The following is a 14340-nucleotide window of genomic DNA, read 5'->3' on the forward strand; positions in this document are numbered from 1 at the left end:
TCCGTTAGCCGATGAGCGTGACCTGCGCGCCGTTTTTCAAGCCGGCGGCGTTGGCCTCTTCGGTATCGATATGAAACTCCAGCGCGAAGTCTTCGCGCACCCGCACCACCACTTCATCGAAGGTCAACTGGCGTTCGCCATCGCTGCGTACGCTAACCTTCTGGCCGTTGGCGACGTTCAACTGGCGGGCGTCCTGCGGCGACATATGGATATGCCGCCAGGCGCAGATCACCTGAGATCGCAGCTCAACGTGGCCAGCCGGACCGATCAGCAGCGCGCTGCCCGCGTTCTCCAACTGGCCAGATTCACGAACCGGCGCTTTGATGCCGAGGGTAAAGCAGTCGGCGCGGGAGATTTCCAGCTGCGATACCGGGCGGGTTGGGCCGAGGACGCGCACCTGGGTGAGCGAGCCCTTCGGACCGACCACGGTGACGCACTCCTGGGCCGCGAACTGCCCCGGCTGGCGCAGCGGTTTAAACGGCGTCAGGACGTAGCCCTTGCCAAACAGCGCTTCGACGTCCTGCTGCGCCAGATGGACGTGGCGGTTAGAGATGCCGACCGGAATAGCCGGAGCAACGTGGCTCAGGCGGGCGGCGATTTTTTCATGGAGCAGGGTGTCGATCATGCCTTCTTCCCTTTCCTCATCGCCGCGTTTTTATCTTCCGTCGGCGCAGGCGCGGCGGCGGGTTCAGTGGGTTCCCTTGTTTCCACAGCGGCGGGCGCGACGGCTTCAGCCTCAAGCGGCGCGGCAGCGGCAGCTTCCGCGCGCGGCGGACGGCCTTTAAGGGCGCTGAGGGCGTCCACGATGCTGCGCTCCGGACGGGCGATCGTCAGGGATTTAACCTGCGGGTCGATGAGCGCGGCGACGGCGACGCCGCGTTCGATAGCGGTGTGAATCGCGCTGATCTCACCTTCAAAGCAGACGCTCACCAGCCCCGAACCGACTTTGCGGTAGCCAATGCAGGACACGCCTGCGCTTTTACAGGCGGCATCCACGGCCTGAACGGCGGCAACTAATCCTCGCGTTTCAATTACGCCTAAACTTTTCATTGTCGGCTCCTGTTAATGGCGGACTAAGCGAATATCAAAATCAAACTGCGTGAAGAACGTTTCCAGCCGGTCTAACTCTGCGGCGGAATACGTTGGGTCCCGGGTAATGGGATAGGGCATATCGAGGCGCTCATATTTTTTGCGCCCGAGCTGGTGGTACGGCAGCATATCGATGCGGCGGATATTTCCGCGCTTCGCCAGCTTTTGTACGTAATCAATGGCCCCGGTAATGGCATCGAACGAGTCGTTATAGCCGCGAACCAGCGGCATGCGGATAATGACGTTAGCGCCAGAATCGACCAGCCACTCCAGGTTGCGGCGAATGCCTTCGTTACCGATGCCAAATAACGCTTTATGCTGCTCGCTGTTAATTTGCTTAATATCGAATAAGAAGGTGTCGGTCACCGGCGCCAGCTTTTGATAATTGGCCAGCGGCGTGGTGCCCTGCGTTTCCACGGCGGTATTGAGCATCATCTTTTTGCATTCGCTAAAGAGCGCGACGGCAAAATCGGTTTGCAGGCTCATTTCACCGCCGCCGATGGTCACGCCGCCGCCGGAGGAGATATAAAAGTCGTAGTCCTGCATGATGATTTCCATCAGTTCGCTGACGGTGACATCTTTGCCCATAATATCCAGCGCGTTCTGGGTGCAAATCTCTTCACACTTGCGACAGCCGATACAGTCTTTATTACGATTGACGAAATGCTTCATTTCGCCGTTTTCTTCCGCCCGATAATGAATACCCGCCGGGCAGACGTTAACGCAGTCGCCGCAGTTAATGCATTTATCCTGCGAGAACATCACCTGAAACTGGCTGGCCAGCCCTTCCGGGTTGGCGCACCACGGGCAGCGAATATTGCAGCCTTTGAAAAAAACCAGCGTGCGAATACCATCGCCGTCATAGATCGAATATTTCTGAATATTGAAAATTCGCCCGGTTAATTCTTTATTCACATTTGCCCCCACAAAAATAGCCTGGACATCCTTGTCCACCAACGTCCGTGTCTTTATCAGAACTTCTCAATCACCGTGCGGCTGATGATTTCGTCCTGAACTTCTTTGCACAGTTCAACGAAGTAGGCGCTGTAGCCCGCCACGCGGACGATCAGGTCGCGGTACTTTTCCGGCTCCTGCTGGGCTTTTTTCAGCACTTCGTTATCGACATAGCTGAACTGCATCTGGCCGTTGCCGAGAATCGACGCGGTGCGCAGCAGGGTAATCAGGCCGTGACGACCTTCCGGGGTATCCAGCAGCCCTTTGAGGAACTTGAAGTTGTGCACCATGCCGATGTTCATGGTTTCGACGTTCATCTTGCTCACCGACTTGATGATCGCCGTCGGACCCTGCTTATCCGCGCCCTGAGTCGGGCTGATGCCGTCGGAGAGCGGCATCCACGCCAGGCGGCCGTTCGGCGTGGCGTTGGTCAGCTCGCCGATCGGCGTGTTGTTGGAGATAGACAGGGTGCCGTGGCTCAGGGTGGAGTAGAGCATCTTGTACTTACGGCACTCGCGCTCGGTCCACTCGGTGATATCCAGCGCATACTGGTCAACGTAGTTATCATCGTTGCCGTATTTCGGCGCGTTGAGGCAGTCGCGGCGCAGGCCTTCGAAGCCTTCGAAGTTCGCCAGCAGCGCGTCGCGCACCTGCTCGAGGGTGTATTTCTTCTCTTCAAATACCAGCTTACGAATCGCCGCCATGGAGTCGACGTAGGTCGCCAGACCGGAGAAGATCAGTCCCGGGCCGTGGTTGATCATCGCGCCGCCGGCGGCAACGTCTTTGCCTTTTTCCATGCAGCCTTCCACCAGCAGCGACATCAGCGGCTTCGGCGCCACGTCGCGGTGCACGCGCTGGCTGATGACCGTACCGATCGCCGACAGACGCACGATATGGGCGATCTGCTGTTTCACCGCCGCGTCGAATTCTTCGAAAGTGCGCAGGTCGCGCAGGTCGCCGGTATCCAGCCCCTGATAGCTGTCGAACAGCACCATCCGGCCGCGGTTTAAAACGAACTCAATGGCGATGGGCCACTGGGTGTAGCCGGTGGAGGTCCACTGATAGATGCGGCCGGATTTCTGCGGTTCGACGCAGCCCATCAGGCAGTAATCGCGGGCGTCTTCGAAATCGAAGCCTTTACGCAGCATCATCTTGATATGGGAGTCGTCGAAGTGGCAGGCCGGGAAGCCCATCCCCGCTTTCACCACGTCAACGATTTTTTCCATGTACTTCTGCGGCGACTGGTTGTGAATACGGCAGGCCAGCGACGGCTGGTAAACCTTCACGAAGCGCACGGCATCCATAATCAGATAAGTGAGGTCGTTACAGGCATCGCCGCCGGAGCGCTTCTGGCCGCCGACGGTCAGGTTGATAAACGGCTGATAGCCGGCGAAATATTTCGCCCCCAGCTCGCTGGACATCCACATCAATTCGGCGCACTTGATAATAAACGCCTGCATCATCTCCAGCGCGCTATCGTGGGTCAGGCGGCCTTCGCGGATATCGGCTTCGAACATCGGGTAGCAGTACTGGTCAACGCGACCCAGCGACAGGCCGGTCTGGTTCTCTTCAATTTCAAACAGCGACTCGACCGTCCAGATGCTTTGCAGCGCTTCCTGCAGGGTTTTCGGTGGATTCGCCGGGACGTTCTGGTTCACCTCGGCGATAGTCAGCAGCTCGGCGCGGCGCTGGGCGTTCTGCTCAATCGCGGCCAGTTCGCGGGCGCGGGCGGCGATGCGGTGGGAGTAGTTAATGACCCCTTCGCAGGTTTCAATCGCCGCCTTGTAGTAGTAGATACGGTCGATATCTTCCGGGTTTTCCATGCTCAGGCTGGCGAGATGCGCCTCGGCGTCGGCCTTAATGCCGTTCATCCCTTTGGTGAACAGCAGCACGTCGTAGCCCGGGCAGGTGTCGCCGCCGCCGTTGATCTGGTGGTAGGAGAGGTCGCTGACGAAGGTTTCGCCGCTGAATGCCCATACGCCCGCTTCGCGGTACTGGGCTTCGCAGATTTCGTCCAGCGAGCGGCCTTCCCAGAACGGTACGATCTCTTCGCGGATGGTTTTTTTATCTGCTTCGCTGATCTCAAACGGATCCTGCGGACGGGTGCTCATGGTATCGAGTTCGTCGCGCACCCAGCGCCAGGCGATATCCGGCGAGAACGCGCCCGCGCGCGGCTTGCCGCACGGATGACCGACGATCAGCTCATCGTTCTGAATCAGAATCGGCGCGGTTTCGCAGGCGTGGCGGAAGGCTTTGGCGCGCAGCAGAATCGTCGGCATCCCCGGATTGGCTTTCACCACTTCGGTAAAGGCCAGCGCGCGGTAAATGGAGACGCTCGGGCGCACGGTCAGGTAGTGGTTGCGCAGGCGCTGCATACGCGGGGTTAAACCTTCTGCCGCTGGCGTTTCGCTACAGGCAGCGAACGGCGCGGCGGAAACTGGCTTCGCGCCGCTGAACAGACGCACCGGCAGATGCAGGGCGCTGAGGTTTTGCTGCGCGCTGAGGAACATGTCGGAGAGTTCGTTGATGCGCGCGTTCTCGAGGCTTGCGCCGTGCAGCAGGGCGTCGAACATCGGATAACCGTCGATAGCGCAGGCGGCGCGGACTTCACTCAGTTCCGCCAGCTTGAACCACAGCGATTCGACGATTTCATACGCCTGCTGCGGGGACAGCGCGCCGTTGTTGATATCGTGCTGGTAGTACGGCAGCAGGGCTTTGTCGGCGCCTTCCGGGTTGACGGCGTAGCTGCCGTTATCCAGCTGAAGCGCCAGCTGGAACAGATAAAAGGCCTGACACGCTTCTTTAAAGCTGCGCGCCGGATGGGCCGGAACGTGGTGCAGAATGGCGGCGCTGTCCAGCAGTTCCGCTTTGCGGTAAGCGTTAGTTTCCGCGGCGGCAAGCGTTTCCGCGCTGTTGGCCAGGTTTTGCGCCAGCGCCAGCAGGGCATCGCAGGCGTAGATGGCCGCGCGGCAGCCGTTGACTTCGTCCATGCCGCTGCGGCTAACGGCGCTGCCCAGCGCGCGGGTTTTCTCTTCCAGCTGATGTTTGATCGCCAGTACGCCTTTCTCCACTACCAGCTTATAGTCCGGGGAGTCGAGGTCGCTGTTCAGATTAAGAAACTGGAACGCGGACGGGCGATGCGTAGCGCTTTCGTCGTGGAAAATCGCCCCGTGCGGCTTGCGTGTCTGGTTGCCGACGATCAGTTCGTCGGCGCTGATGCTCAGCGGCAGCTGGCGCATCAGTTCATAGAAGCGGCGCGCCGGTTTGACGGCGGCGGGAACCCCGGCGATATCGCCATCAAGGGCGCTCAGCGTGGTGGCATGTTCGGTGCACAGGGTGCTTTTTTGTGAGAGTAAACGTTCTGCCAACACTTTGACGCGCGGCGTTAAGCTGTAGTGTGCCATGGGTAAGGTTCTCCAGTTCTTGTTATCAGGCGTTACCGGTCCACGCCCGGCGATAGAGTTCGGTTAATGCGTGAGCGTCCGGCGCGCGTGGGTTCGTCGGCGTACAGCTGTCGCGCAGCGCCTGGCCGACCATCTCCGTCAGCCGTTGTTCAAAATCGGCAGCATCGATGCCGGTGTCGCGAATACCGGTCGGCATGCTCATTTCGTCTTTTAGCGCCTGAATGGCGACCAGCAGGCTGGCGACGCCCTGGCGGGTATTGGCCGCAGGCAGGTCCAGCAGATGGGCTAATCGGGCATATTTGCGGGCGGCATCGGTAGCGCACTGCCCTTGATAATCGGCGTTCCACGCCACCACTTCCGCCATTAGTAGCGCGTTGGCGCGACCATGCGGCACGCGGAAAACGCCGCCCAGCGCGTGGGCGAGGCTGTGGGTGATGCCGAGCGAGGCGTTGGTGAAGGCCATACCCGCCATGCAGGAGGCGTTGTGCATCTTTTCGCGCGCCAGCAGGTCGCCGCCGTTACGCCAGCAGGTCGGCAGGTAGCTAAACACCTGCTGCACCACTTTCTCCGCCAGCGCATCGGAAAAGTCGCTGGCGGCGCGGGAGACATAGGCTTCCAGCGCGTGACACAGCACGTCCATCCCGGTATCGGCGGTGATCGCCGGCGGCACCGAGGCCACCAGAGCCGGGTCAAGAATGGCGATATCCGGCAGCAGCGACGGGTCCACCAGCACCAGCTTCTCGGCGTGGGCCTTCACCACCGAAAAGGCGGTGACTTCCGAGCCGGTGCCGCTGGTGGTGGGGATCGCCACAAAGCAGGGCGGCTCGCGGTGAGCGTCCGGACGGGTTTGCGCCAGGGCGAAAATAACCGCTTTGGCTGCATCAATCACCGAACCGCCGCCCAGCGCGATAACCAGATCCGGATAGCTGCTATCCATCCGCTTCATACCGCGCACTACGGTGGCGATATCCGGGTCGGCCACCACGTCGTCCCAGACCTGGAAAGCGATGCCGCGCGCATTGAGGATCTGCGTGACGCGATCGGCGAGGCCAAACTTAACCATCGCCTGGTCGGTGACCAGCAGCACGTTGCGGGCGGGCAGCTCGTTCAGGATGGCAAGCGCATCCTGACCAAAGCGAATCCGGGGTTTCAGCAAAAATTCACTCATTGGGTTATTGACTCCTTAAGCGTCCCGAAACACGTTCTCGACAATGGCGACCACCGACATGGCCTTGTAGCGCTCTTTGTTGAGCGCCAGGTACTCTTCGGCCAGCACGATGTCGTGCATACCGGCGCCGACGCTGTCAACGGCAACCCAGGTGTGGTCTTTCATCGGCTGCTGGTCATCATCCAATTTGACGATCAGCAGCAGGTTGCTGCCCCGTAGCTCATCGCATTTCTGCGTGGCGACGACATGTCCGACTACCTTTGCGAGAATCATTGTTTTTATCGCCTTATATCAATGTGTTACTTACCAAGGCGTTCCAGCACCTGGCGGATGACGCGTTCCACGTTTTGCTCATTAATTTCGCTTTCCGCGCCGACGGCGGCAGTCGCAAAGCGATCGTCGGCGCTGGCCGGATGGGCTGCAGTGGCGGCGGCCGCCGGGGCGTTAAAGCGCTCATCGTCGAAGATGCTGCGGTTCGGGCCGGCTGCCGGGCTGACGATGATCGGCTGCGGTTCCGGGCGGCTGCCCGGCGCGCGCAGCTCATCGATGGAGCGCACGCCGTAGCCCACTTTGCGGATGTTGAGCAGGTTCATCGGCCCGACGTTGTCCGAGCTGGAGCCGCCGCCGACCGCGCCGCAGCCGAGGGTCAGGGCCGGGGTGATGTTGGTGGTCGCGCCGATGCCGCCCAGCGCCGCCGGGGTGTTGATCAGAATGCGGTTAACCGGTTTTTCCAGGCAGAACTGGCGGATGACGTCCTGATTACGGGTGTGGATCACCAGCGTGTGGCCGAGGCCTTCGTTGGTCAGTAGCTCTACCACGCGGTGGCAGGCGGCTTTCCAGTCCTCTTCGACGTACAGGCCGAGTACCGGGCACAGTTTTTCCCGCGAGTAGGGGTTGGTATGCGATACCGTAGTTTGCTCGGCAATCAGCACTCGGGTGCTGGCCGGAACGCAGAAACCGGCCATCTGGCTCAGATACAGCGCGGTTTTACCGACCACTTTGGGGTTGATGGTGCCGTTGGGGCGCAGCAGCAGGGCCGCCATTTTTGCCGCTTCGCTTTCGTTCATGAAGTACGCGCCCTGGGCTTCCAGTTCGCGGTGCACCTCGTCGTAAATGCAGCGCTCGACGATAATCGACTGCTCGGAGGCGCAGATCACGCCGTTATCGAAGGTTTTGCTGGTGATGATATCTTTCACCGCGTGGGGGATATCGGCGCTGCGTTCGATAAACGCTGGGCCGTTACCCGGGCCGCCGCTGATGGTCGGCGTGCCGGACGCGTAGGCGGCGCGCACCATACCTTCGCCGCCGGTCGCCAGGATCAGCGACACGTCTTTGCTGTGCATCAGCTCTGAGGTGGCTTCGAGGGTCAGCTGGCTAATGGCGTCGACGCTACCGGCAGGCGCCCCTGCGGCTTCCGCCGCGCGCTTCACGATTTCAATCGCTTTCCAGCTGCACTGACGGGCGCCGGGATGCGGGGAGAAGATAATTGCGTTGCCGGCCTTCAGGGCGATCAGCGTTTTATAGATGACGGTGGAGGTCGGGTTGGTCGACGGTACCAGCGCGCAAATCACCCCCAGCGGCACGCCCACGTCCATCACTTTTTGTACCTGATCGTCATGAATGATGCCGACGGTCTTCATATCTTTGATGGCGTCGTAGACGCGCAGCGAGGCGAAGCGGTTCTTCAGCACTTTGTCCTGCCAGTTGCCAAAACCGGTTTCTTCCGCAGCCATTTTCGCCAGCGCTTCGGCATGATGCGCCGCTTCCTGGGCCACGTTCTTCACGATGGCGTCGATTTGCTGCTGCGAAAAGGTGGCCAGAATCGCCTGCGCCTTTTTGGCATTGCGCACCAGCTCCCGGGCGTTCTGCCGGGACTGCAAATCGTTATCCAGTTCAATCATGAGTCTATCCTTCATCAGACTAAAAGAGTGGAGACGGGGCGCGCCCTGTCAGGTCATGCTTTGTGCTGCGCCGCGATTTTTTCGATGTCGTTATGCGGACGCGCGATGACGCGAGAGGTGACGACTTCGCCGATGCGTTTTGCCGCTTCCACGCCGGAATCCACCGCGGCATTCACCGCGCCGACGTCGCCTTTCACCATCGCGGTGACGAGGCCGGAGCCGACGTTTTCATAGCCAATCAGCTCCACGTTGGCGGCTTTACACATCGCATCCGCGGCTTCGATACAGGCCACCAGACCTTTGGTTTCGATAAGACCAAGCGCTTCTTTCATCAGGTTTTTCTCCGGTTAATCCATGATTTTGTAATGCGAGACGATTTTGTTGATGTCGTTGTGCGGGCGGGCGATAACCAGCGAAGTCACTACCTCACCGATGCGCTGCGCGGATTCGACGCCGGAATCCACCGCCGCTTTCACCGCGCCGACGTCGCCCTTCACCATCGCGGTGACGAGGCCGGAGCCGACGTTTTCATAGCCAATCAGTTCAACGTTGGCGGCTTTACACATCGCATCCGCCGCTTCGATACAGGCCACCAGCCCTTTGGTTTCAATCAGACCTAATGCATCACCCATTTGCGTTCTCCTGGCCATCAGGCCTTGTGTTTAATGACGATTTTGTTGATGTCGTTATGCGGACGAGCGATAACCAGCGAGGTCACCACTTCACCGATGCGCTGCGCGGATTCGACGCCGGAATCCACCGCCGCTTTCACCGCGCCGACATCGCCCTTCACCATGACGGTCACCAGCCCCGAGCCGATGTTTTCATAGCTAATCAGCTCAACGTTGGCGGCTTTACACATCGCATCCGCTGCTTCAATGCAGGCCACCAGACCTTTGGTTTCGATAAGCCCTAATGCATCACCCATGGTTTCTCCTTCAGAACAGGTTTTGTGATTCGGGAAAACCGTCCGCGTAACGACGTCAGGACGCGGAAGCGGCGTTCGGGGTTCACTATAGGGAATGGCGAATGAAGTGAAATTTAAATCTGCTTAATGTGTATTTTTAGTTTTTTACTCTGTAAATTAGATTTAAAAAGCGGACGATTTATGCGTTTGTGCTGCTTGACGGAGGAGGATTGAGTGACATTTGCGGCGTTTTTTTCACCCTTTAGCCGAAAGCGAAATGATGTTAATAAGTTGCTAATTTATTGCAGATCAGGGGTAATTTGACGATGTATGAAGTGTGGAGAGGATCGTGTTTTATTCGGCAGGCTAAATGCAAAACGTGCGGTTTTACTAAAGCGGAAGCGATGAAGGAAAAGCGGGTGTGAGCTTAGTCAAGTTTGCTGCCGGACTTCAGCGTGCAGACGTAGAGCGGTGAGTTGATAGAGCTGAGAAGAATGGCTTTCTCATTGAGCTTCTGCGCGTTGAGGAACAGGCCATCGTGGCTGTCGGACATCTCGCGCATAAAGTAGTCGAAGATCACGTCCGGCGACTCATCGATGGACGAGGCGCTGGATTCCCACTTGCTGATGCGATAGTGGCGCTCGGTGGTGGAGATGCGTTTGCTGGTGTAGCTGAATTTGACGTAGCGCTGGAGATAGAGCCAACCGGCGGCGGAATCGGTATAGCCTTCGACGACCATCGACCCTTTTCCGTTGGCGGCGAAATTGAAATGGATATTGCCGTTGACGTTCTCTTTCTCCATGTTCTCAAAGCGCATAATCGCTTTGGTCGAGCAGCTCATCACCCCGCCGTTTTCGACCGGTAGCAGCTTCCAGGCGCAGAACCCGGCGGCGGCAATAAACACCAGGCTGGAGAGGGCGAAAAAGGGGCGCGGGGCGAGTCTCATTGCGGCTTCCATGAATAGTAAAAATAGTTATCGCAGTAGCTGAACGGGTTATCTTCATGCATCGCGCAGTGGGCGAGGAATACCCGGCCCAGGCCGTTGGTTTCCAGCCGGTCGCCATAGAAGAAGACAAAGCGTTCGCCGGGCTTGCACTCCAGCTTCAGGCGCTGGCGCACGACATCAAAATTCTTGCCATAGGCGGTTCCGGCAACGGAGCGCAGCATCTCATCGCTGGCCAGCAGCTCGCACTGGCTGTGGCGCATTTGCGTCAGGGTGATGGGGTGCGAAGTGTTGCCGCCGAGAAAGCTGCATACCACCAGCAGCAGGGCGATGGTGAGCAGGCAGCCGCCAGCCAGATACCAGCAGGTGCCGCGCGCGTGGCGGCTGGAAACGGTCTTTTTTTCTTCCGGGACCGCGGCCGGGTCTGGCTCAGTTTCTGCCGCGAGCGGCGGCTCCGGCTCCGGGCTGGCGTCGAGCATCTCGATAGTGAGATCCGGATTGAGCTGCAGTAGTCCGCGCGACACGGTGACGATAATGTTGTCGATATCGTAGTGGCGAAAGGTTTTGCGCAGCATGCTCAGATACTGATTGAGATTGCTGTTGGATGAAGTTAAACCGTTGTCATCCCAGACTTTTTTAAGCACCTCATCGCGGCTGACCACCTCGGTATGGCGCAGGAAGAACCACAGCAGCGCGTTGGCGGTGATGGACAGCTGGCTGTCCGCCTCATCGCTTCCCGGTAACGTTAGCGTGCCGTCCATTGCATCATAAATAAGACGGCCATGGATGTTATAGCGCATCGCGGCCTCAACATGCTTCACGCAGGAAGCGTCATCTTCGTCAGATCGCTGACCAGCGACTGCCGGTGCCCGGGGCTCATAGTGCGCCCCTCGGTTAATTCCGATAGCCAGATGCCGTCCGCCGCATAGCGCACCAGCGTGCCGGTATGGCTATTGTCCAGTTCATCACCTTTCGCCAGATGGTCGAGCATCCAGTCGCGCCAGCATTTTCGCAGCACCGGTTCATCCGGCATGGCCAGCGACAGCACCATCAGCTGGCGGCTCTCTTGAGTATCCGTAAGTTCCGGGGCCGACAGATAGTGCAGATAGGCGCGGGTAAAGCGGCCATAAGAGACGTTATCCGCGGCCATAAGCTCTGAAATCGCTTCTTCCATAATCGCCAGCAGGCGGGCAAAGAGGGCGAAAATCAGCGCCTGCTTGTTGGGGAAATGGTGCAGTAAACCGCCTTTGCTGACGCCCGCTTCGCGCGCAACGGCGTTCAGCGACAGCGAGGCGATGCCGTCCCGACCGGCAATGGTGGCCGCGGATTCCAGCAGCTGCTTATGCAGACGGACGGGATCTTTTTTACGATGTTGGGCTTCTATATTCATGGTCCGAATCATACCGACCAGACGGTATGATTATTCTTGATCGCTATCAATATGCGAAGGGGCGTAGCGGGGCGCGATGCCGTTATTGCGTGGAGGCTCACAGTTCACCTTATGAATTGTGGTGATATTCGCCGCGCCGCGAATATCACCCACCGAGATTCACATCGGCTTCACGTGGATAGCGAGGCCGTTTTCTCCAGGCGCCAGCTCCGGACGCAGGTTCAAAGAGGGGATCAGATAGTCGCCGTGATTCTGACGACGGAAGGGAATGGGCGGTGTGTCAGAGAGGGTATCCAGCCGCCGGGCCAGCTCCTCGCGCAGGATGGCGAAGCGCTGTTCATCGAGTTTGTCGGTGCGGTAGAACACCACTGGCGGCAGGACGTCAAAGCCGGGAAAGAACAGCATCCCGTGCTGAATGGGGAACAGGATATCGTCGATAGACCCGTTAATTCCGCGCGGCGCGTAGTGCTCCGCCCATCCGCCGGCGGTAACGACCAGCATCGCCCGTTTCCCCGCGAACGTGCCTTCGCCGTAGCGATCGCCCCAGTGGGTTTCGCTGTGCTCGCCGACGCCGTAGGCAAACCCGTAAGCGTAGACCCGGTCAATCCAGCCCTTCATGATGGCGGGCAGTGAAAACCACCATAGCGGGAACTGAAAAATCACCGTATCGGCCCACAGCAGCTTCTCCTGTTCGCCCACGATATCCGCGCTTTGCGTGCCGTTAGCGAAGGCGTATTGCGAATCCCGCGTCGCCCGCCAGCTTTCACCGACCGGCGGGGCGCTGCTGTCATCGGCATCAAATCCCGCCTTCCAGCGCATGGCGTAGAGGTCGGACACCTGCACCTCGTGACCGGCGTTTTGCAGATGCTGCACGGCAAAATCTTTCAGCGCGCCGTTCAGCGAGCGCGGCTCGGGATGGGCATAAACCAGTAATATTTTCATTGAAATCACCTCTGAGCAATGGAGAGCTGCAGAGTAGAGTCGGCGACGCTATAGTAGAAATGAATTGCTGCAATGACAGGTATAGTGATGATTAATCTCCAGGGGCTGGATCTCAATTTGCTGCGTACGCTGAACGTCCTGCTCAGCGAAAATAACGTCACCCGCGCGGCGCAGCGCCTCAATTTGTCGCAGCCGTCGGTCAGCGTCCAGCTGGCAAGGTTGCGCGAGATTTTCGCCGACCCGCTGCTGCTGCCTGGGCCGCGCGGAATGCAGCCCACCGCCCGCGCCGATGAACTGCGCGGGCCGCTGCGCGATGCGCTGCTGGCGCTGGAGCTGGCGGTAGCGCCGGTTCAGCCTTTTGACCCGGCCACGGCGGCGCAGACCTGGCGGGTGGCGGCGACGGACTATATGGCGTCGGCGATTTTGCTGCCGGTGCTCAATACCCTGCGCGTCGCCTCTCCGGCCAGCCGCCTGGCGCTGTTTGAGCTACAGCCCGCACGGCTGGTACAGCAGGCGGATCGCGATGAAGTGGATCTTTTTTTTCACACGCGCGACGGCGCGCCGCCCGGGCTGCATCAGCGTTTGTTGTTCCACGAACGCTACGTGCTGGCAGGGCGGGCCGGACATCCGGCGCTGCAGTCGCCATTAAGCCTGGCGCAGTTCTGCCAGCTGGAGCAGGTGATTGTCTCGCCGGACGGCGGAGGATTCAGCGCCGCGACCGATAACGCGCTGGCGAATCTCGGGCTGGCGCGGCGGGTTGTCCTTTCCGTGCCACATTTCCTGTTTATGCTGGAGACGCTGCGCAATAGCGAACTGGTGGCGGTGCTGCCGGAGCGGCTGGTGCGCGACGCTGGCGGCCTGACGGTGGTCGAACCGCCGCTGGCGGTCGCCGGGTTTGAGATGCTGATGCTGTGGCACGAGCGTTGGCACCGCGATCCGGCGCACCGGTGGCTGCGCCAGCAAATCGTATCGTCATTAGAGGGGAAGCCATGTTAAGCGGATTAAATCATCTGACTCTGGCGGTCAGCCAACTGGCGCCGAGCGTGGCGTTTTATCAGCAGCTGCCGGGGATGACGCTGCACGCCCGCTGGGATAACGGCGCGTATTTTTCCTGCGGCGACCTCTGGTTGTGCCTGTCGCTGGACCCGCAGCGGCGCGTTACCCCGCCGGAGGAGAGCGACTACACCCACTACGCGTTCAGCATTGCGGAAGAGGATTTCGCGCTTTTTGCCGGGCGGCTGAATGCGGCTGGCGTTCCGGTATGGAAAACCAATAAAAGCGAAGGTGCGTCGCACTATTTTCTCGACCCGGACGGCCACAAGCTGGAGCTGCACGTTGGCAACCTCGCCCGGCGCCTGGCGGCGTGCCGGGAGAAGCCCTATAAAGGTATGGTGTTTTTTGGCGAGGACGAACAAACGGTCGGGAACCCGTAGCCCGGCTGAGCGCAGCGCGAGCCGGGGAAAAGCGGAGGCGGCATTGCGCGTTGTTTCCCCGGAGGCGGCGCTTGACGCGCCTTGTCCGGGCTACCGGCCCGTGCGATCGGGTAGATACTGTGAACGCCTGCAACTCTTTTCACCACTGTCATCTTCTCCGGCTCCCGGATGACAGGCACAACAACGACAGCGACATCCCGCGCTGTCGT

The 14340-nt window shown here is 59.5% G+C and carries 16 protein-coding genes; 2 read left to right on the forward strand and 14 right to left on the reverse strand.

The window, feature by feature from the left end; all coding sequences use genetic code 11:
• Nucleotides 1-4 precede the first annotated feature (4 nt).
• From CMQ96_RS27440 to CMQ96_RS27505, 14 genes are all read right to left on the reverse strand, one after another.
• Nucleotides 5-625: a phosphate propanoyltransferase gene (locus tag CMQ96_RS27440; protein WP_014837302.1), complete on the reverse strand. Its 621-nt coding sequence runs from the start codon at nt 623-625 to the stop codon at nt 5-7.
• On the reverse strand, nt 622-1050 hold the full coding sequence (locus CMQ96_RS27445) for a BMC domain-containing protein (protein WP_004133064.1): 429 nt from the start codon (nt 1048-1050) through the stop codon (nt 622-624). The genes CMQ96_RS27440 and CMQ96_RS27445 overlap by 4 nt, the downstream gene beginning before the upstream one ends.
• A 12-nt stretch (nt 1051-1062) precedes the next feature.
• Entirely contained in the window at nt 1063-2004 is a 942-nt protein-coding gene (gene cutD / locus CMQ96_RS27450; protein WP_098067605.1) for a choline TMA-lyase-activating enzyme, read from the reverse strand.
• A 56-nt stretch (nt 2005-2060) separates the two neighbouring features.
• Nucleotides 2061-5447 carry a choline trimethylamine-lyase gene (cutC, locus tag CMQ96_RS27455; protein ID WP_098067606.1) on the reverse strand — a complete coding sequence of 1129 codons (3387 nt, stop codon included), beginning with the start codon at nt 5445-5447 and terminating at the stop codon, nt 2061-2063.
• Nucleotides 5448-5472: 25 nt separating this feature from the next.
• A complete protein-coding gene (locus tag CMQ96_RS27460) occupies nt 5473-6615 on the reverse strand; it encodes a 1-propanol dehydrogenase PduQ (RefSeq protein ID WP_004133059.1) in 1143 nt (380 codons plus the stop codon).
• Nucleotides 6616-6630: 15 nt separating this feature from the next.
• The gene (locus CMQ96_RS27465) at nt 6631-6888 is read right to left on the reverse strand and encodes a EutN/CcmL family microcompartment protein (RefSeq protein ID WP_004133057.1); all 258 of its coding nucleotides are present in this window, start codon (nt 6886-6888) and stop codon (nt 6631-6633) included.
• A gap of 26 nt (nt 6889-6914) precedes the next feature.
• Nucleotides 6915-8516, reverse strand: coding sequence for an acetaldehyde dehydrogenase (acetylating) (locus CMQ96_RS27470; protein WP_053086563.1), 1602 nt, complete (start codon nt 8514-8516; stop codon nt 6915-6917).
• Between the two features lie 53 nt (nt 8517-8569).
• Nucleotides 8570-8848: a BMC domain-containing protein gene (locus tag CMQ96_RS27475; protein ID WP_002442217.1), complete on the reverse strand. Its 279-nt coding sequence runs from the start codon at nt 8846-8848 to the stop codon at nt 8570-8572.
• A gap of 15 nt (nt 8849-8863) precedes the next feature.
• Nucleotides 8864-9148 carry a BMC domain-containing protein gene (locus tag CMQ96_RS27480; protein ID WP_004098238.1) on the reverse strand — a complete coding sequence of 95 codons (285 nt, stop codon included), beginning with the start codon at nt 9146-9148 and terminating at the stop codon, nt 8864-8866.
• Nucleotides 9149-9165: 17 nt separating this feature from the next.
• Nucleotides 9166-9444 carry a BMC domain-containing protein gene (locus CMQ96_RS27485; protein WP_004098239.1) on the reverse strand — a complete coding sequence of 93 codons (279 nt, stop codon included), beginning with the start codon at nt 9442-9444 and terminating at the stop codon, nt 9166-9168.
• Nucleotides 9445-9850: 406 nt separating this feature from the next.
• Nucleotides 9851-10369: a FidL-like protein gene (locus tag CMQ96_RS27490; RefSeq protein ID WP_004098240.1), complete on the reverse strand. Its 519-nt coding sequence runs from the start codon at nt 10367-10369 to the stop codon at nt 9851-9853.
• Nucleotides 10366-11166 (reverse strand): transcriptional regulator, encoded by an 801-nt coding sequence (locus tag CMQ96_RS27495; protein WP_098067607.1) that lies wholly within the window; start codon nt 11164-11166, stop codon nt 10366-10368. The genes CMQ96_RS27490 and CMQ96_RS27495 overlap by 4 nt, the downstream gene beginning before the upstream one ends.
• A 17-nt stretch (nt 11167-11183) precedes the next feature.
• On the reverse strand, nt 11184-11768 hold the full coding sequence (locus CMQ96_RS27500; RefSeq protein WP_004133049.1) for a TetR/AcrR family transcriptional regulator: 585 nt from the start codon (nt 11766-11768) through the stop codon (nt 11184-11186).
• Between the two features lie 147 nt (nt 11769-11915).
• The gene (locus CMQ96_RS27505; protein WP_004133047.1) at nt 11916-12698 is read right to left on the reverse strand and encodes an NAD(P)H-dependent oxidoreductase; all 783 of its coding nucleotides are present in this window, start codon (nt 12696-12698) and stop codon (nt 11916-11918) included.
• An 87-nt stretch (nt 12699-12785) separates the two neighbouring features.
• Between CMQ96_RS27505 and CMQ96_RS27510 the strand changes: the two genes are divergently transcribed.
• A complete protein-coding gene (locus tag CMQ96_RS27510; RefSeq protein ID WP_049086909.1) occupies nt 12786-13694 on the forward strand; it encodes a LysR family transcriptional regulator in 909 nt (302 codons plus the stop codon).
• A complete protein-coding gene (locus CMQ96_RS27515; protein WP_049131681.1) occupies nt 13688-14131 on the forward strand; it encodes a FosA family fosfomycin resistance glutathione transferase in 444 nt (147 codons plus the stop codon). The genes CMQ96_RS27510 and CMQ96_RS27515 overlap by 7 nt, the downstream gene beginning before the upstream one ends.
• The last annotated feature ends 209 nt before the right edge of the window (nt 14132-14340 follow it).

The sequence above is a fragment of the Klebsiella sp. MBT K-1 genome (assembly GCF_002556465.1).
Lineage (GTDB): Bacteria > Pseudomonadota > Gammaproteobacteria > Enterobacterales > Enterobacteriaceae > Klebsiella > Klebsiella grimontii.

Coding starts and splice junctions, on each gene's coding strand:
- CMQ96_RS27440 (WP_014837302.1), bottom strand. CDS start 625: ATGATCGACACCCTGCTCCATGAAAAAATCGCCGCCCGCCTGAGCCAC.
- CMQ96_RS27445 (WP_004133064.1), bottom strand. CDS start 1,050: ATGAAAAGTTTAGGCGTAATTGAAACGCGAGGATTAGTTGCCGCCGTT.
- CMQ96_RS27505 (WP_004133047.1), bottom strand. CDS start 12,698: ATGAAAATATTACTGGTTTATGCCCATCCCGAGCCGCGCTCGCTGAAC.
- CMQ96_RS27480 (WP_004098238.1), bottom strand. CDS start 9,148: ATGGGTGATGCATTAGGTCTGATTGAAACCAAAGGGCTGGTGGCCTGT.
- CMQ96_RS27475 (WP_002442217.1), bottom strand. CDS start 8,848: ATGAAAGAAGCGCTTGGTCTTATCGAAACCAAAGGTCTGGTGGCCTGT.
- CMQ96_RS27500 (WP_004133049.1), bottom strand. CDS start 11,768: ATGATTCGGACCATGAATATAGAAGCCCAACATCGTAAAAAAGATCCC.
- CMQ96_RS27510 (WP_049086909.1), top strand. CDS start 12,786: ATGATTAATCTCCAGGGGCTGGATCTCAATTTGCTGCGTACGCTGAAC.
- CMQ96_RS27470 (WP_053086563.1), bottom strand. CDS start 8,516: ATGATTGAACTGGATAACGATTTGCAGTCCCGGCAGAACGCCCGGGAG.
- CMQ96_RS27490 (WP_004098240.1), bottom strand. CDS start 10,369: ATGAGACTCGCCCCGCGCCCCTTTTTCGCCCTCTCCAGCCTGGTGTTT.
- CMQ96_RS27485 (WP_004098239.1), bottom strand. CDS start 9,444: ATGGGTGATGCATTAGGGCTTATCGAAACCAAAGGTCTGGTGGCCTGC.
- CMQ96_RS27465 (WP_004133057.1), bottom strand. CDS start 6,888: ATGATTCTCGCAAAGGTAGTCGGACATGTCGTCGCCACGCAGAAATGC.
- CMQ96_RS27495 (WP_098067607.1), bottom strand. CDS start 11,166: ATGCGCTATAACATCCATGGCCGTCTTATTTATGATGCAATGGACGGC.
- cutC (WP_098067606.1), bottom strand. CDS start 5,447: ATGGCACACTACAGCTTAACGCCGCGCGTCAAAGTGTTGGCAGAACGT.
- CMQ96_RS27515 (WP_049131681.1), top strand. CDS start 13,688: ATGTTAAGCGGATTAAATCATCTGACTCTGGCGGTCAGCCAACTGGCG.
- CMQ96_RS27460 (WP_004133059.1), bottom strand. CDS start 6,615: ATGAGTGAATTTTTGCTGAAACCCCGGATTCGCTTTGGTCAGGATGCG.